Origin of the sequence: Oricola indica (genome assembly GCF_019966595.1) — a bacterium.
Classification (GTDB): Bacteria; Pseudomonadota; Alphaproteobacteria; order Rhizobiales; family Rhizobiaceae; genus Oricola; species Oricola indica.
In genome coordinates, this window is record NZ_JAINFJ010000003.1 from 518,016 (window position 1) to 534,472 (window position 16,457).

Below are 16,457 nucleotides of genomic sequence, written 5' to 3' on the forward strand. Positions count from 1 at the left end.
TGTCGCTCATCTGACCGTCATGAGTGGGACACGCCGACGAACTGCCCGAGTTTTCTGGCGGGCTTAGCGATCAGCGCGTAGTCTATGAAGCCGACACCCAGCCACCTGCGGCGAGCACGCATGGCTTCCCAGTTATGTGCCAGATGAGCCGACAGACTTGTCGTGCTCCGGCCGCCCTGCTGCATGTCGATCAACACGTGGTCGATCGCGGTGATCGAATGGTCATTCAACTCGACGGCACGCAGCATCCAATCATAGTCCGACGCCGTCTTGAGCGAGAGATCGAAAGCTCCCACCCGCTCTGCGACCGCGCGGCGCACGTAAAAAGTCGGATGGGCCGGCATCCAGCCCGTTCGAAAGCCGCGCGGAGGCCGCGCCTCAGCGCGCCATCGGCGCACCGGTTTCCGGGTGACGTGATCCGCGACGAAATCGAGATGACCATGCACGATGTCGGCCTTTCCCAACCCATCAGCGATGCGTGAGAGTGCGGTGCTGTCATGATAGGAATCGTCAGAGTTGAGGACGCCAACCGCATCGCCGGTGAAACGCTCAAGGCCCTTGTTCAAGCCATCATACATGCCATCGTCGGCTTCCGAGATCAGCGTGATTTGGTCGCTTGCAAAGGACCGAACGATATCGACGGTCCCATCCTGCGACGCCCCATCAATGACGATCATTTCCTTTTCTTTGTGGTCCTGTGCCAGGAAGCTCTCAATCGTATGCGAGATCGTGGCGGACGAATTGTAGGATACGGTAAGAACAGAGATTTTCATCGCCGTACCGACATTTGCGCCGTGGTGCCGAACGTAAACCAAGCTCGGAGCTCTTTCTCGCCGCGATTCCTAGGCAAACGGATCCCACTAAAAACGGCCCCGGTGTCCGGGCATCGAGCGCTCACGCGACTTCTGCTCGATCGTTGCGGTTATAGCGATCCTCAAGGCGGATAATATCATCCTCGCCGAGATAACTTCCGGTTTGTACTTCGATCAGCACGACCGGCTCCTCGCCTCGGTTGGAAAGGCGATGAACGGCACCAAGAGGCACATAGACCGACTGGTTCGGCTCCATGATACGCTTAACGCCGTCTATCTCCACGTCAGGATGCCCCTGAACGACGATCCAGTGTTCAGCGCGATAACGGTGCTTCTGCAGAGACAGGACTCCGCCCGGCTTCACGACGATCCTCTTTACCTGATAGCCATCATCGAAATCGAGACGCTCATAGTTGCCCCACGGCCTGAAAATCTTCAAAGCCTCGGTGGCTTCCGTCCAGTCTTCCTTTTCAAGACGCGCGACCAGCGGCTTGACGTCTTCGGCGCGATCTTTGGGCATTACCAAAACGCAGTCACGCGTCGCGACGACAACCATATCTTCCGCACCGATCACCGTAGTTAATCGGCCCTCGGAGTGAATTACATTGTTCCGACCATCGAGGACAACGCCGCTGCCGACAACCGCGTTCCCATTGTCATCGGCTTCAACGGTTGTAGAAACCGCACTCCAGCTTCCGACATCCGACCAAGCGTAATCGACCGGCATTACAGCCGCCTTGTCGGTTCGTTCCATCACGGCATAGTCGAATGCAATCGATGGCGATGCTCCGAATGCATCGGCATCGAGCCGCAAGAAATCTAGATCGTTCGTTGCGCCCTCATGCGCCTTGGTGACGGCCTTGAGTGTTTCCGTTTCATACCGACCCACTTCATCGATCAGCACATCGGCACGGAAGGCGAAATTACCACTGTTCCATAAATAGCCGTCATCCACGTATCGCCGTGCATGTTCGCGATCAGGCTTTTCAACAAACCGGTCGACCTTGCATGCGTTGCCGAGCGAATGCCCGGGTAGAATGTAACCGTAGGCGGTCGAAGGTTGTGTTGGTTTGACCCCAAAGGTCACCAGATGTCCTGCTTCAATGTCGTCGCTGGCTGCATCAACGGCAGCGACAAAAGCGTTGGCGTCGGGAATGAAATGATCGGCAGCGAGCACGAGGACACGTGCACTTGTCGATCGTCGCAATGCCTGAAGCGCACCGGCGACGATCGCGGCGCAGGAGTTGCGCGCTACCGGCTCCAAGAGGATATCGGCTTCGACGCCGATTTCGAGAAGGTCCTCAGCAAGGAGAAACCGGTGGTCGTCGGAGCCGACAATGATAGGCTGCGGATCGAATAGATCCGAGCGACAGCGCAGTACCGTCTCCTGGAACAATGAGTGCTCGCTGCCGAATGACAAGAACTGCTTCGGTTTCGACTGTCGCGACACTGGCCAGAGCCGTGTGCCTGCGCCACCGCTCAGAATGATCGGAATGATGGTCATTTCTTCACTATTTGCGATCGCTACCACAAGATCGGCTTATTCAGCGGCATGCCGATCATGCTCTTCGTCGAGACGACGCCATTCGGCTTCACGCCTGACCGTATCCAGATCCGAACGCACCATCTCGTGCACCATATCTGTAAGCGACGTCTTCGCCTCCCAGCCTAGGACCTGCTTCGCTTTGGTCGGATTTCCGATGAGGAGATCGACCTCGGTCGGACGAAAGTAATGCGGATCGACCGAAACGAGGACCCTGCCCGTCTTCTGCTCCACGCCGATCTCGTCGACACCGGTGCCTTTCCATTCGATTCCAATTCCGACCTCGCCGAATGCCGCCTCGACAAAGTCTCGAACTGAAACCGCGCTGCCTGTCGCCAGCACATAGTCATCAGGCACATCCCGCTGGACAATGCGCCACATACCCTCGACATAATCTTTGGCATGCCCCCAATCACGCTTGGCATCGAGATTTCCAAGAAAGAGCCGGTCCTGCAGCCCAAGCGAAATAGAGGCCACGCCCCGAGTGATCTTCCTCGTCACAAAGGTCTCGCCGCGCAGCGGGCTTTCATGATTGAAAAGGATGCCGTTCGACGCATGGATATCGTATGCTTCGCGGTAGTTGACGGCGATCCAATAGGCGTAGAGCTTTGCCGCCGCATAGGGCGAACGCGGATAAAACGGCGTTGTTTCCGACTGCGGTATTTCCTGCACCTTGCCGTAAAGCTCGGATGTGGACGCCTGGTAGAAGCGCGTCTTCTCTTTAAGCCCCAACAGGCGGATCGCTTCGAGTAGTCGCAACGTACCAAGTGCATCGGCATTCGCCGTATACTCCGCAGTTTCAAAGCTCACCTGGACATGCGACTGAGCGGCCAAATTGTAGACCTCGTCGGGCTGGACCTCCTGGACGATGCGAATGAGATTGGTCGCGTCGGTCAAGTCGCCATAGTGAAGCTTCAGACGAACATCGCGTTCGTGAGGATCCTGATAGAGATGATCGATTCGTCCGGTATTAAATGACGAAGCGCGCCGTTTGACTCCATGTACGTGATAGCCCTTTTCAAGCAACAACTCGGCAAGGTAAGCGCCGTCCTGGCCTGTAATGCCTGTTATGAGCGCCGTTTTGGTCATCTGAGTTCCATCCTTACTGGATCTATCTTGGACACTAATCGCTCATAAGCGAAATATTTTGGACGCTCTGCTCTCCCTGGAGCATCTCAATTTCGCGTTTCAACGACTCGTATTCGCGAAGCTTGCGCCGCAGAAACCGCGAGGTCAGCGCCGCTTTTTCGGATATCCCCTTGGGCGTCAGCAGGTAGGCATATCTGAGCTTGTTGTCGGCGGCGCGGAAGTTATTGACCTTCACATGCCCCTTTTCGATCAGCGCATTAAGACAAAAATTCACGGCACCCAGGCTCACACCCAGTTGCCGGGCGATATCCCGCTGCGAACAATCGGGATTGTCTTCGAGCATTCTGAGCACTCGAAAGCGGACATCCTCGCGCTGTTCGCTGATCCTGTCTGATGTCATCGAGGAGAAAGAATGAGCTGGGAGATCGACAAAAGCTACCGCAGCGAGGGTCGCTTCAACGACCACTCGTGATCAGCTTTTCGGCAATATGTGCGAAACGACATCGTAAGCGTTCACGCGTGAACACTAACTCCTCCGCGTGGACTTGCAACTCCAAATTCTTCGCAGGTATCGGTTTAAGCCAACAATCTGACCGCTGTGCGACAGGCGACCGTCTTACTTGGACCCGACCCCTCGAATCATCGTCTCGATGGTGCGTAGAACGATCAGGCAATCGAGCCAGAAGGACAGGTACTTGATGTAGAAAAAATCGTAATAGAGCTTCTCAAGTACGTCATCGGAAGCAACCACATGGCCCTGATTGACCTGCGCCCAGCCCGAAATCCCCGGACGCACCACGTGACGATAGCGATAGAAGGGCAATTCCTCCTCGTACCAGACGGACAAAGGCACCGCCTCTGGACGCGGACCGATCCAGCTCATCTCGCCTTTCAGGATATTGATGATCTGCGGCAGTTCGTCGATGCGGTATTTGCGCAGGACCTTGCCGACCGACGTGATGCGGCCATCGTCATCCTTGGTCTGCGCCGCCTCCCGGTCACCGTGACCGGATTTATTATCGGTCATGGTGCGGAACTTGTAGACAATGATTTCCTCGCCGCGATAGCCGACCCGCGGCTGTCGAAAAAAGACAGGGCCATCGGATGTCAAACGGATCATCGGGCCTACGACCGCCAGGACCAGGCCGAAAAAAGGCAGAAGGATCAAGGCCGCCACCCAGTCGACGACCTGTTTCGCCTGGATATAGATCAGATTAGGCAGGAGCGACCCGAAAGTATTCTCGGAAAGATGTTCGATCTGCACGCGGCCAGTCAGCGATTCCATCACCTGCTTGGTGTGATAGACGGGAACGCCTCGAAGAGTCGTATCGGCCAGAAACTTTTCCCATTCATCGCTCAAATCGGAGCGAAGGTCAGCGACGATGCCCCCGACATGCGGCAACGGACTATCCGGGGCGGGCAGCGCCGTCCAGCGCACCCTGTCTATCGCCAGCACGTCATCGGCATTGCCGCCCGGCACGACCGCGAGATGCGGGCGAACCACGCGTTCATTGATCCACTGGATCACCGTGAACCAGCCAAGCGCGAAGACATAGCTCGCAATCAGGATGAAGCGGCTATAGTCGAAACGGAAGATCAGGAATGTGACAGCGAGCGCGGCATAGGGCAAGCTCACCGTGACAAGCGTATAGGCCCCCGTCTGGATACCCGGGAAACTATAAAGTCGCCGGACGAGAATGAACGCGGCGATCACTGCGATGCTGGCCCCTGTTGCGGCAAAAAAGACCGTATCCGGCATCCGCCCGAAGATCTGATACTGCCCCCTCAGGAGCACCGGCACGACAACGCAGAGCAGAAGCGCGATCGGCAATTGAAACCGCATCCGCATGACGAAACGCGGTATTCGACTTTCTCGGCCGCGCGTCGTCTCCGAGCGAGCATGGTACAACGAGAAAGAAGTGTTCATCTTTTCGGTCCGTTTTCTCCATCCGCCGCTTGCGCCCAGATGATACTTTCGGGTCCGGCCGCTGCTTTTCGGCCGGTTGAAATGTCATGCCGGCAACAAATTGTCCTGTGTCGTCTTGACCGCCACCGAGGAGACGAAACGCATCAGCACCTCGACACGGCCGCGATCATCCTTCGCGATCAATTCGCCGATCTCGTTTGCAAACGGTCCCGCCATCAAAGTGACCTTGTCGCCAACTTTTAGATCCGGCGCATAAGTCACCATGCCGTCCGATCCGGCATGAGCTATGATCGCCTCCACGAAGCCTTGGGGAAGCGGTACCGGCCGCTCGTCCTGGCTTAGAATGAACTTAACGCCCAGCGTTCCGTTGATCGCGCGCCAGCGGATCGAGTCGAGACGCATTTGTACGAAGAGATAGCCGGGGAAAAGCGGCCTTGCGCGTGTCACAAGTTTTCGCACACGACGCATCGTCGCCTTGCGCTTCGGAGAAAACACCTCGAAACCCTGGTTGCGTAATTGGCCGGCGGCGAAGAACTCGCGCGCAGGCTTGGTGGCCACCACATACCATCGTGGCCTACCGGCGATCTCGTGCGTTGCCATGCGTCTTCGCACCCTTTCCCGGTTTCCCGGTATTTCATCACTCGCCCTGCCCGGCAAGAATCCCGCTCTGCCCACAACCCGGACAGAAATAAGGACAACCCACGGTATAGCGCAACCTGAAATATTTAATCCGGCAACATGTTGCCATGTCCGCCACACCGACCCTTGTCCGCAGGCCTGTAACTGGTCATGCCGCAAGATCCTTGTCTGCCAGTATCTTCAGCGGCATGCCCTCCGTCACCTTGAGCGCCAGCTCATCATCGTGACGTGCCGCGATCGCATCGCGTGCCTCCGACATGATCGGTGGGCGCCGGCGCGGATCATGGGCATCCGTGGCGATCACATCGACGATGCCTTCATCGAGCATTCGCTCCGACCAGTATTTTACCCGCGATCCGAACCGCCCCGTTACCGCGCCTGCCGTCAACTGGATAAGACAGCCCGCCTTTTTCAGATCGAGCACCGTCTGATAATGCTGTTCTATCCAGCTCAACCTCTCCGGATGGGTGACGATCGGATAGTAACCGGCGCGGATCAGAACGCCGGCGAATTGCACCAGGCCCGGCAGGCGAACATGATGTGGCGGCTCGAACAGGAAATAGCGGGTCTCATTCAGGGTCGGGATTTCGCCGCGCCTGAACCGCTCATCGAGATGCGGTGCGACATGAATATCTGCGCCCGCAAGGAGCCACAGGTTGATCGCTTCCTCGTCAAGGCGCTGCTGCAGCGCGGCGATGCGCTTCAGGATATCCGGCTTGGTGTTGTCATAAACACCTGGCGTCACATGCGGCGTGCAGGCCATATGAGTAATTCCGTCATCAACCGCGATCCGCGCCATTTTCAGCGCAGTCTCGATCGTGTCGGCCCCGTCGTCGATGCCAGGCAGGAGATGAGCGTGCAGATCAATCATGGATCGGTTGTCGAATTCGCAAATTGTCCGGCGGCCCGTCTTTGCGTTACCGGTCCCGGATGCTCCTGCATAACTTAGGCATCGACGTCCTGTCGACCTTGACTGCGATCAATTACTCAACGCTCATCTTCTTGTCGCCGCCATCGGTTGTGGCGAAATGAATAGTCAAACCCGCTTCGAGCGCGCTAAACCCGATGAGTGGACCCCAATTCTGCCAGAACCCAGGCGATGTCGACGCGGTTGTGGGAACTTCGCTCACCCTCACGCACATTTGCCCGCGCGAATCGAGGATCGAAACCTCCGAATTGGCGGCAACCGACATGGAACAGTCGCCAAGAGCAAGATCGGCGGATGATGCCGGCCCGGTTATCATCTGCGAGCCAACGACAAGCGGACTTCCCTGCTGCGCAGGGACCAGCCCCCCATCCGTCGACACGAGGACCCGCCCTGTCATACGCGTCAGTTCGCCGGCCGCAGCGCCTTGCGGCAACTGCGTCGCACAATCGCAGTCAAGCGATTGCGCCGCCACCGGGCCCGCGGCGGCAAATGTCGCGACGGCCAAAATCAAGATCGTTTTCATCGGTTCAAACACTCCAGGTTTTACCCCCCAACCTAGCTGTCGCCTTAAACGTGCAATGCCAAGCTGTTGTGAAACTTGATTCGCCGTCCGGCTCTTGTGCCATGCAACAAGCCGGATGCGCCGGGATTGTACAATTCACGAAATCTTATAGGCCAGAACCTGCGGAAGCCCCCGCGCAGCGGAATGTGAGCGCACCGCACCGATCAAGTGACTGGAATATCGAGGGAAAATATCAGGAAACCGAAAATGAAAACGGCCGCGATCGAAAGAGCCCGGCCGATCAACAAGTCGCAAAGGCTGTAAACCGAGCGTTATTGGGCGCTCGTCTTCTTGTCGCCGCCGCTCACCACGATCGCGGTCACGCCACCAACGGTGCCCAAGATAAGAAGCGCCGCTGCAGCCTGGCCATTTCCGCCCGACGCAGTCGTCGAGGCCGGTTGGGACTGATAAGCCGCAACGCAGATTTCCGTGTCGCTGGCGAAAATCGACATCTCCGAGTTCACATCCATCGTGAACCGGCAGCCATTATCCGCCGTGTCATTGGTTGGGAAGATCGAGATCTGTGCCGTCCCGTCGGTGCCGGTCACAACCCGCGAACCAAGAAAAAGAGGTTGCCCGGCCTTCGCGCCAGACAATGCCCCACTGAAATCGATCGCGCGAACGTCACCAGCACCGTCGGCGATTTCGCCGATCTCCTTGCTGCCATCGGTGAGCGGGATTTTACAGGTGCATTCCTGCTGCGCGAAGACAGGCCCGACTGTAGCTGCCAACAATGACGCGGCCAACAAGGCTTTGATCGTGTTCATGCGAGCGGACCCCCAGATCCTCAAATAAATAATTGATTCCGTGATTTTGAGGTATCATGCACAGCAGTTGCTGATCAACAGTTAACCTCTTCGGATTTCCGAAGTTTTGCGTTCAGTAAAGCAAACGTGAGTGATTGTAGCAAAAGCACAACACGTGCCCTGACGTCAGCAAACGAAATATTTCTGTCAGTCGCGGATCCGGGCACGAATGACGACGCCAAACCGGAAACGCCGGATTAAGAAAGCGCCAGATTCAGCGCGCGCGCCAGTTTTTTAAGCAGACCACCGGCAGCATCATTTCACTTGCCTGCAGGACCGGTTGCCAAAACAAAAAAGCCCTCTCGCCGGCCGTTAACGGTTTTGACGGGGCTTTTATGCCATGACCCACGCAAAGCTCTCGCGAAGGGGAACCCCCCGTCATGGAAATCCAAAAGCTGTCACTGGAACAGTTCGGTCGGGCCTTGTCGCCGACCATCGCCGTCCTGATCCCCTGTTTCAACGAGGCTGCGACGATCGCGGCGGTCGTGAGGGATTTCAAGGCGGCCCTGCCCGACGCGCGCATCTATGTGCATGACAACAACTCGACGGACGGCACGTCCGAAATCGCCGCCAAGGCCGGCGCCATCGTCAGGCACGAGGGAAATCAGGGCAAAGGCAATGTCGTGCGGCGCATGTTCGCCGACATAGAGGCCGATCTCTACATCATGGTGGACGGGGACGGCACATATGATGCCCAAAGCGCCACGCGTATTCTCGAAATGCTCCGCACCGGACCCTTTGACATGGTCAACGCCGCGCGCGCGCATACGGAGTCGGGTGCCTATCGCCCCGCGCATGTGTTCGGGAATCGAATGCTCACAGGCACCGTCGGCATGCTTTTCGGCAAGCAGACCAATGACATGCTGTCGGGCTACAAGGGATTCAGCCGCCGTTTCGTGAAGACATTTCCTGCGCTCAGCCGCAATTTCGAGATCGAAACCGAACTGATGATCCACGCCCTCGACCTGCGCCTGCCGATCGCGGAGATCGAAGCGCCTTACGGTGCGCGCCCGGACGGATCGGAAAGCAAGCTCAGCACGTTCCGCGACGGCTTCAGGATCTTGCGCCTGATCGGCTGGTTCCTGCGCAACGAAAAGCCGCTCGCATTCTTCTCGGCGGTCGCCGCGGCCTTCTGCCTGCTGTCGATTGGCATCGCCACACCCGTGATCATCGAGTTTTTCGAAACGGGGCTCGTGCCGCGTCTGCCGACGGCGGTCCTTGCGGCATCGATCATGCTGCTGTCCGCTCTCAGCCTCTTTACAGGGTTCATTCTCGACACCGTCACCCACGGTCGCCGCGAGGCGAAGCGCCTCGCCTATCTCAAGGAACCGCCACCGCCGGAAAGCGGCCGAATCTAGCTTCCGCGATAGGTGGAGTAGCTCCAGGGTGTGACCAGCAACGGGACATGATAGCCCGAGTTGGTGTCCGATATCCCAAAACGGATCGGAACCACGTCCAGGAACGGCGTATCGGCCTGTTCCACGCCGCCCTTTTGCCCATAGTAAGCCGCCACTTCGAAATGGATTTCGTAGACCCCGGCCTTCATTTCGTCAGCGCCCAGCAGCAATTCGTCCGTGCGTCCATCCGCATTCGTGACGGCCTGCTTGACTGTTTCGAGATCGCCTGTACCCGACTTCGCCGCATAAAGTGTCAGGCGCATGCCCTGCGCCGGCTTTCCGGTGGCGGTGTCGAGCACATGGGTCGAGAGTTTTCCGGGCATGTTATTCCTCGATCAGGTCGTGAAGGCGAAAAGAGCCGATCTGAGCAATCTGCGCCAGCGCTTCGGATTTCTCATCGGGTTGTGAGTTCTCGAGACGGCGCTCGAAGGCGTCGAGTATCGAATGCTTGTCGTGACCTCGCACTGCCAGAATGAACGGGAAACCGAATTTCTGTTTGTAGGCGTCGTTCAGGGTGTGAAATCGGGTAAATTCCTCGCTCGTCAATCGGTCGAGGCCGGCTCCCTTTTGCTCGGACGTCGATTCAGCCGTCAGTTCACCGGCGAGCGCGGCCTTTCCCGCAAGGTCGGGATGCGCGCGAATAAGCGCCAGCTGCGCGTCCTCGTCCGCGTCGTCGACGGCTGAGACCATGGCGGCGTGAAGAGCTTCGATGCTCGCAAAGGGCCGCATGCCCGAAACCGCCTCGGCGACCCATGGCGAATGCTCGAAAATCGCACCGAGCGCGGCGACGAATTCGGAGTCGGAACAGGTGTTTAGCGTGGAAAGCGGAAGGGTCACGAAAGGCTCCCGCTGCGCGCGCGGACATCGTCGATCGCGGCCAGAATATTTTCCGGCGTAGCCGGCGCTATCAATTGCGGCGCCAGGCCGGGTGCCCCGCAGGAGGCGACCGCGTCGCGGATCGCAAGCCACACCGACACGGCGAGCATCAATGGCGGTTCGCCAACCGCCTTCGAGCGATAAACGGTTTCCTCGGCGTTCGGTGCATTGCCCAGAAGGTGAACATTGAATTCGCGCGGCACATCGCGGGAACCGGGAATCTTGTAGGTCGACGGCCCGATCGTGCGCAGCCGCCCCTTGCCGTCCCACCACAGTTCCTCGCATGTGAGCCAGCCCATGCCCTGTATGAAAGCCCCCTCGATCTGGCCGAGATCGATCGCAGGATTGAGCGACGCGCCGCAATCCTGCAGCAGGTCCGCGCGAAGGCAACGGCTTTCGCCGGTCAGCGTATCGATGGCGACCTCGGCGACGGCGGCGCCATAGGTGTAGTAGAAGAACGGCCGGCCCTTCAGCGTCTTCGGGTCCCAATGGATCTTCGGCGTCGCATAGTACCCCGCCTCGGAGAGCTGCACTCGGGCCGCCCAGGTCATCTTCGCCAGTTCCCCGAAGGAGACGGAGCGATTGCCGGCATGCACGCGGCTCTCGCGAAAAACGATCTGCTCGACGGAAACATCGAAATGTTCGGCGGCAACACTGGCCATGCGTCCCCGTATCGCTGTCGCCGCATTGTAGGCCGCCATGCCGTTCAGGTCCGAACCGGTGGATGCGGCGGTCGCCGACGTATTCGGCACCTTTCCGGTCGTCGTCGCCGTGATCTTCACCTGGTCGATGTCGATCTGGAAGACTTCCGCCACGACCTGGGCGACCTTCATGAACAGCCCCTGCCCCATCTCGGTACCGCCATGGTTCAGATGCACCGATCCGTCCTGGTAGACATGGACCAGCGCGCCGGCCTGGTTCAGGGAGGTCAGGTTGAAGGAGATGCCGAACTTGATCGGCACCATCGCCAGGCCGCGACGCAGCAACGGGTCTTCGGCATTGTGCGCATCGATTTCCGCACGGCGGCGCTGCCAATCGGAACTCGCCAGCAGCGCTTCTGTCACTTCGATTAGTCGATTGTGCTCGACCGGCTGACCATAGGGCGTAACCTCGCCCGTTTCCGGACCGTAATAATTGATCGCGCGGACCACGTTCGGATCGAGCTGCAATTCGCGCGCGATCGAATCCATGATCGCCTCGATGGCGATGATGCCCTGCGGGCCGCCGAACCCGCGAAATGCCGTATTCGAGACGGTGTTCGTCTTGCAGGCATGGCCGACAAAGCGCGCTGCGGGGATGAAATAGGAATTGTCGGAATGGGTCAGTGTGCGCGTGATAACCGGGCCCGTCAGGTCCGGTGTGTTGCCGGCGCGCGCAAGATACTCAATATCGAGACCGCGAATGCGTCCGTTCGCATCAACCCCGGCCTTCCATGTCGCCACCATGTCGTGGCGCTTGCCGGTGGCCGTCATGTCCGTCGAGCGCTTGAGGCGCAGCTTCACCGGCTTTCCGGTCTGTCGAGCCAGCAAGGCGGCGGCCGCTGCAATAATCGTCGGCTGACTCTCCTTGCCGCCGAAGCCGCCGCCCATGCGGCGTGTGAACACATCGACGGAGTTCGCCAGTCCGCCCAGCACATGGGCGACGTGATGCTGCACCTCCGTGGGATGCTGGGTGGATGAATGGACCACCATGTCGCCGTCCTCGCCGGGAATGGCGTAGGCAATATGGGTTTCCAGGTAGAAATGGTCCTGGCCGCCGATATCCAGCCGGCCCTCGACGATCTTTTCGGCAGAAGCAAGGGCCGCGTCGACATCGCCTTCAAGCACCTTTTGCGGCGGCATCACGTAGGAACCGGCCTTGTGCGCGGCTTCGACATCGAGCGCAGGTTCCAGTTCATCGATATCAAGCCCGACCGCACGCGCGGCCTTCACGGCCTGTTCGAATGTCTCGGCCGCGATCGCGCCGATCGGCTGACCGAGATAGTCGACGATCTCTTCCGCGAAAAGCGGCTCTCCGTGAAGGATCGGGCCGATGTCATTGTGACCCGGAATGTCCGCCGCCGCGACAAAGCCCTTCACACCCGGCAGGGCCAGCGCCTTTGCCGGATCAATGGCGTTCAACCTGCCATGCGCGACCGGCGAGATGACCAGCGCCGCATGCAGTGTGCCGGGCATTTCGGTCATATCGTCGATATAGGCCGCATCGCCCGAAACATGTTTGACCGCGCTGTCGTGGGCCAGGCCATGGCCGACAACGCTTCGCTGAATCGTTTCGATCTCGATCGTCATAGCGCCATTACCTCCACCGTCTCGCCCGCGAGGTCACGGGCAAAGCGCTGCAGCAACGATGCCGCGCTGCGCGAGCGATAGGCCGCACTGCCGCGCCAGTCCGACAGCGGATCGAAATCCTCCGAAAGGGCCTGGCCCGCCTCGGTCGCCGAACCTGATTCAAGGGACGTGCCCAACAGCTTGTTTTCAGACGCTTTTGCGCGCTTCGGAATCGCGGCCATTCCGCCGAAAGCCAAGCGGCACGCGGCGACTTTTCCGTCGTCCATCGAGACCCAGAAAGCGCCACAGACGGTCGAAATGTCCTGATCGTAGCGTTTCGACAATTTATAGACACGGAACGCTTCGCCGTCCTTCGGACGCGGCAAAGTCACGGCGGCAATCACCTCGTCGTCTGCGAGTTCGGTCTTGCGGTAATCGAGGAAGAAATCCTCCAGCGGCAGCGTTCGCGCGCCACGCGCCTTCGAGGCGAGCGTGATCGATGCGCCAAGCGCGATCAGTGCGGGCGGACCATCGCCGATGGGACTGGCGGTCCCTATGTTGCCGCCGACCGTTCCCATCGCGCGGATCTGGGTCGAGCCGAACCGGCGGATCAGGACTGCAAGGCTCGGATAGTCCGCGCCGACTGCCTGAAGGATTTCATCCCAGGTTACGGCCGCGCCAAAGGTCCAGGCGTCCGAGCCTGTCTCGATCATGCGCAGTTCACGAACGTGACGTGTGGAGATGATCCGGTCCCAATCGGAATGATAATCGGCGCGCGCGACACCGAGGTCGGTTCCGCCCGCAAGGATGACTGCATCGTGATATTGCGCGCGAAGGTCGGTGAATTCATCCAGTGTTGCGGGCTGATGCAGGACCGATCCGCCGAACTCGATTTCCGGCTGACAACCGGGCAGCTCCGGTGCGGCCTGCTCCGGCCTGTCCGCTTTCGCCGCCGTTTTCGCCGCCTCGACGATCGGCCGGTAGCCGGTACAGCGGCACAGATTTCCCGCAAGCGTGTCGTGAATGACCTCCTCGTCCGGATCGGATGTCTTTTCGAGCAACCCGGTCAGCGCCATGACGATGCCCGGCGTGCAAAACCCGCATTGCGACGATCCGTTCGACGCCATCGCCTCCTGGACGGGGGTCAGAACATTGTCGGTCTTCAATCCTTCCACGGTCGTCAGTTCCGCGCCGTCGAGCTGGGCCGCAGTCATGATGCAGGCATTGGCGGCCATGCGAGGTCCATCGCCACGCCGCAGAAGCACGGTGCAGGCCCCGCAATCGCCTTCTGCACAGCCCTCTTTCGTGCCCTTCAGACCGAGATGATTGCGGATCGCGTCGAGTGCCGTTGTGTCCGGCCGGACCGGCAGATCGACCGGACTGCCGTTGAGCACGAACCGAATTGAACCGGATGATTGCGGAGAGGTTGTCATGATCGGAAACCCTGCCCGTCAGCTTGCAATTGCGTCAATGCGGTAATGCGCGTTGCCATAGACCCGCTCCTCGAGATTGTCGCCCGGTCCATCGCGGTCGACGACGATGAAATCGCTGACCGCCTCAAGGGAAAGCAGCGGATGATGCCAGGTATTCCTGGCGTAGTTCACGCCGGTTCCGGGCGGGCACAGAAACGCAACCGGCTCGCCCGGCAACCCGTCCGCGTCCGGCGCGACAACGGCGAGAAACGGCCGTTGCGACAGGGGGAAGAACAGCTGGCTTCCCAGCGGGTGACGTTCCATCATCGAAATCGTGATCGGCAGGGAGAATGGCTGACCGCGAAACAGGCTTACGATCGCACTTCCGCCGCCGTCGGAAACATCGATTGTCGCCAGATCGTGAAACCGCTCCGTCGAGCCCTGATTGATCATCCGCAGTTCCGCGCCTTCGGTTTCGACAACATCGCCGAAATGAGCGAAAGCTTCCTTCGACAGCGCGCGAACGGGAAGCGGTACGATTCTCATGCGGTCTCCGACTTCGGGGGGTGAACGTCCTGCCAATGGCGCGCGATCTCGATACGCTTCGCCACCCAGACATCCTCGTGCGCTTTGACGTAGTCCAGAAAACGCGCAAGGGCCGCGGCCCGCCCCGGTCGGCCAACGAGACGGCAATGCAGGCCGACGGACATCATCTTCGGCGCGCCCGCGCGTCCTTCCGCCAGCAGGACATCGAAACTGTCCTTCAGATAGGCGAAGAACTGATCTCCGGAATTGAAGCCCTGCGGGGTCGCGAAGCGCATATCGTTTGCGTCGAGCGTGTAGGGCACGATCAGATGCGGTCCATTCGGTCCGTCAACGTAATAGGGCAGTTCGTCGGCATAGGAATCGGCCGAATAAACGAACCCGCCCTCCTCCATGACGATCTTCAGCGTGTTGTCGGACGGCTTGCCCTGGTAGATGCCGAGCGGTCTCTCACCGGTGATTTCCGTATGCAGCCGCACGGCCTCCAGAATGTGGGCGCGCTCGGTCTCTTCGTCGAAATCCTTGTATTCCAGCCATCGCAGGCCGTGGCTGGCGATTTCCCAGCCCGCTTCCTTCATCGCCGCCACGGCTTCCGGATTGCGGGCCATCGCGACCGTCACACCGTACACCGTGACCGGCATGTCGCGCTCCGTGAACAAGCGCCACAAACGCCAGAAGCCGGCCCGCGACCCGTACTCGTAAAGCGATTCCATGTTGAGGTTGCGCTGACCGGGCCATGCATCCGCGCCGACGATCTCGGAGAGGAGCTTCTCGGAAGCCGGGTCGCCGTCGAGAATGGTGCTTTCGGCGCCTTCCTCGTAATTGACCACGAATTGCACCGCCAGTTTCGCACCGCCGGGCCACTTGGGATCGGGTGGAGTCCGACCGTAACCGGTCAAATCCCTCGGATAATCGTTTTTTGAATACATGGTCTAATTTTGAACCCGGAATTGTCTTGTTCGCAAGCGCAAAAAAGCCGCGGACACAGCCGCGGCTTTCGATTGTGTCGTAAACAGCCGTTCTTACTTGCGGCGGAACAGGCTCCACAGCGCCGGAACGAGTGCGGCCGCCAACGTTGCCTTGATGATATCGGTGATGATGAACGGGCCGACGCCCCAGGCGATCATCTTTTCCGATCCGAAGAGAATGCCCATCCAGAGAGCGCCGAGGACGAGAACCACAAGCGTACCGGCCATGTTCGCCGTCCAGAGCTTAACCGGGCTGCGCGACCAGCCCCGATCCGCCGCCCAGCCGGTGATTCCGGCGGCAACGACGAAACCGACGAGGTAACCGAAGGTCGGTCCGACAAGGTTCGCGACACCGCCACCATTGGTGAACACAGGCAGGCCCGCGGCGCCTTCTGCGAGGTAGGCGATCAGCGTGGCGACGGCGAGGTTGCGGCCATAAGCGGCTGCGATGGTGAAAATGGCGAGCGTCTGCAGCGTGACGGGCGTCGGGTTCGGCCAGAGCGGCACCTTGATCTGGCCGGCGACGGCGATCAACATCGAACCGGCGATCACGAGAAACGCATACATCGCGTAGCGCGTCGCGGTTTCCGTCGGCAAGGCGCGGGAAACGAGCGATTGGGAAGTGGTGGGAAATGCCATGTCCATAATCCTGTCTTGGAGCCCCGGACGGGAATGCGGGACCTTCCTT

16 protein-coding genes are annotated in these 16,457 nt (G+C 59.4%); 1 reads left to right on the plus strand and 15 read right to left on the minus strand.

Annotated features, from left to right (window positions below; genetic code table 11):
* Positions 1 to 17: 17 nt before the first annotated feature.
* The 8 genes from LC343_RS11215 to LC343_RS11250 form a co-directional block, all read right to left on the minus strand.
* A complete protein-coding gene (locus tag LC343_RS11215; protein WP_223477190.1) occupies positions 18 to 773 on the minus strand; it encodes a glycosyltransferase family 2 protein in 756 nt (251 codons plus the stop codon).
* A gap of 121 nt (positions 774 to 894) precedes the next feature.
* Positions 895 to 2,316: a mannose-1-phosphate guanylyltransferase/mannose-6-phosphate isomerase gene (locus tag LC343_RS11220; RefSeq protein WP_223477191.1), complete on the minus strand. Its 1,422-nt coding sequence runs from the start codon at positions 2,314 to 2,316 to the stop codon at positions 895 to 897.
* 36 nt (positions 2,317 to 2,352) lie between these two features.
* Positions 2,353 to 3,444 carry a GDP-mannose 4,6-dehydratase gene (gene gmd, locus LC343_RS11225; protein ID WP_223477192.1) on the minus strand — a complete coding sequence of 364 codons (1,092 nt, stop codon included), beginning with the start codon at positions 3,442 to 3,444 and terminating at the stop codon, positions 2,353 to 2,355.
* 34 nt (positions 3,445 to 3,478) lie between these two features.
* Positions 3,479 to 3,910 (minus strand): MarR family EPS-associated transcriptional regulator, encoded by a 432-nt coding sequence (locus LC343_RS11230; RefSeq protein ID WP_223477193.1) that lies wholly within the window; start codon positions 3,908 to 3,910, stop codon positions 3,479 to 3,481.
* Between the two features lie 150 nt (positions 3,911 to 4,060).
* A complete protein-coding gene (locus LC343_RS11235) occupies positions 4,061 to 5,275 on the minus strand; it encodes a sugar transferase (protein WP_223477194.1) in 1,215 nt (404 codons plus the stop codon).
* A 180-nt stretch (positions 5,276 to 5,455) separates the two neighbouring features.
* Entirely contained in the window at positions 5,456 to 6,169 is a 714-nt protein-coding gene (nusG, locus tag LC343_RS11240) for a transcription termination/antitermination protein NusG (protein WP_223477195.1), read from the minus strand.
* Positions 6,159 to 6,881, minus strand: coding sequence for a tyrosine-protein phosphatase (locus LC343_RS11245; RefSeq protein ID WP_223477196.1), 723 nt, complete (start codon positions 6,879 to 6,881; stop codon positions 6,159 to 6,161). The genes nusG and LC343_RS11245 overlap by 11 nt, the downstream gene beginning before the upstream one ends.
* A gap of 891 nt (positions 6,882 to 7,772) precedes the next feature.
* Positions 7,773 to 8,267, minus strand: a complete 495-nt coding sequence (locus LC343_RS11250; protein WP_223477197.1) for a FecR family protein — start codon at positions 8,265 to 8,267, stop codon at positions 7,773 to 7,775.
* A 419-nt stretch (positions 8,268 to 8,686) separates the two neighbouring features.
* On the opposite strand from LC343_RS11250, the gene LC343_RS11255 reads away from it, so the two are divergent.
* A complete protein-coding gene (locus LC343_RS11255; protein WP_223477198.1) occupies positions 8,687 to 9,664 on the plus strand; it encodes a glycosyltransferase in 978 nt (325 codons plus the stop codon).
* Here the strand turns inward: LC343_RS11255 and uraH are convergent.
* The 7 genes from uraH to LC343_RS11290 all read right to left on the minus strand — a co-directional run bounded on the left by uraH (position 9,661) and on the right by LC343_RS11290 (position 16,408).
* Complete coding sequence (uraH, locus tag LC343_RS11260) at positions 9,661 to 10,026, minus strand: hydroxyisourate hydrolase (protein ID WP_223477199.1); 366 nt, start codon at positions 10,024 to 10,026, stop codon at positions 9,661 to 9,663. The genes LC343_RS11255 and uraH overlap by 4 nt on opposite strands.
* Position 10,027: 1 nt before the next feature.
* Entirely contained in the window at positions 10,028 to 10,540 is a 513-nt protein-coding gene (gene uraD, locus LC343_RS11265) for a 2-oxo-4-hydroxy-4-carboxy-5-ureidoimidazoline decarboxylase (RefSeq protein ID WP_223477200.1), read from the minus strand.
* Positions 10,537 to 12,867 (minus strand): xanthine dehydrogenase molybdopterin binding subunit, encoded by a 2,331-nt coding sequence (xdhB, locus tag LC343_RS11270; protein ID WP_223477201.1) that lies wholly within the window; start codon positions 12,865 to 12,867, stop codon positions 10,537 to 10,539. The genes uraD and xdhB overlap by 4 nt, the downstream gene beginning before the upstream one ends.
* On the minus strand, positions 12,864 to 14,279 hold the full coding sequence (gene xdhA, locus LC343_RS11275; RefSeq protein WP_223477202.1) for a xanthine dehydrogenase small subunit: 1,416 nt from the start codon (positions 14,277 to 14,279) through the stop codon (positions 12,864 to 12,866). The genes xdhB and xdhA overlap by 4 nt, the downstream gene beginning before the upstream one ends.
* An 18-nt stretch (positions 14,280 to 14,297) precedes the next feature.
* Complete coding sequence (locus LC343_RS11280) at positions 14,298 to 14,804, minus strand: ureidoglycolate lyase (protein WP_223477203.1); 507 nt, start codon at positions 14,802 to 14,804, stop codon at positions 14,298 to 14,300.
* On the minus strand, positions 14,801 to 15,730 hold the full coding sequence (puuE, locus tag LC343_RS11285; RefSeq protein ID WP_223477204.1) for an allantoinase PuuE: 930 nt from the start codon (positions 15,728 to 15,730) through the stop codon (positions 14,801 to 14,803). Before puuE ends, LC343_RS11280 begins: the two co-directional genes overlap by 4 nt.
* 93 nt (positions 15,731 to 15,823) lie before the next feature.
* Positions 15,824 to 16,408 (minus strand): biotin transporter BioY, encoded by a 585-nt coding sequence (locus LC343_RS11290; RefSeq protein ID WP_223477205.1) that lies wholly within the window; start codon positions 16,406 to 16,408, stop codon positions 15,824 to 15,826.
* Positions 16,409 to 16,457: the final 49 nt, after the last annotated feature.

Coding starts and splice junctions, on each gene's coding strand:
- LC343_RS11215 (WP_223477190.1), bottom strand. CDS start 773: ATGAAAATCTCTGTTCTTACCGTATCCTACAATTCGTCCGCCACGATC.
- LC343_RS11220 (WP_223477191.1), bottom strand. CDS start 2,316: ATGACCATCATTCCGATCATTCTGAGCGGTGGCGCAGGCACACGGCTC.
- gmd (WP_223477192.1), bottom strand. CDS start 3,444: ATGACCAAAACGGCGCTCATAACAGGCATTACAGGCCAGGACGGCGCT.
- LC343_RS11245 (WP_223477196.1), bottom strand. CDS start 6,881: ATGATTGATCTGCACGCTCATCTCCTGCCTGGCATCGACGACGGGGCC.
- LC343_RS11250 (WP_223477197.1), bottom strand. CDS start 8,267: ATGAACACGATCAAAGCCTTGTTGGCCGCGTCATTGTTGGCAGCTACA.
- LC343_RS11255 (WP_223477198.1), top strand. CDS start 8,687: ATGGAAATCCAAAAGCTGTCACTGGAACAGTTCGGTCGGGCCTTGTCG.
- uraH (WP_223477199.1), bottom strand. CDS start 10,026: ATGCCCGGAAAACTCTCGACCCATGTGCTCGACACCGCCACCGGAAAG.
- xdhB (WP_223477201.1), bottom strand. CDS start 12,867: ATGACGATCGAGATCGAAACGATTCAGCGAAGCGTTGTCGGCCATGGC.
- xdhA (WP_223477202.1), bottom strand. CDS start 14,279: ATGACAACCTCTCCGCAATCATCCGGTTCAATTCGGTTCGTGCTCAAC.
- LC343_RS11280 (WP_223477203.1), bottom strand. CDS start 14,804: ATGAGAATCGTACCGCTTCCCGTTCGCGCGCTGTCGAAGGAAGCTTTC.
- puuE (WP_223477204.1), bottom strand. CDS start 15,730: ATGTATTCAAAAAACGATTATCCGAGGGATTTGACCGGTTACGGTCGG.
- LC343_RS11290 (WP_223477205.1), bottom strand. CDS start 16,408: ATGGCATTTCCCACCACTTCCCAATCGCTCGTTTCCCGCGCCTTGCCG.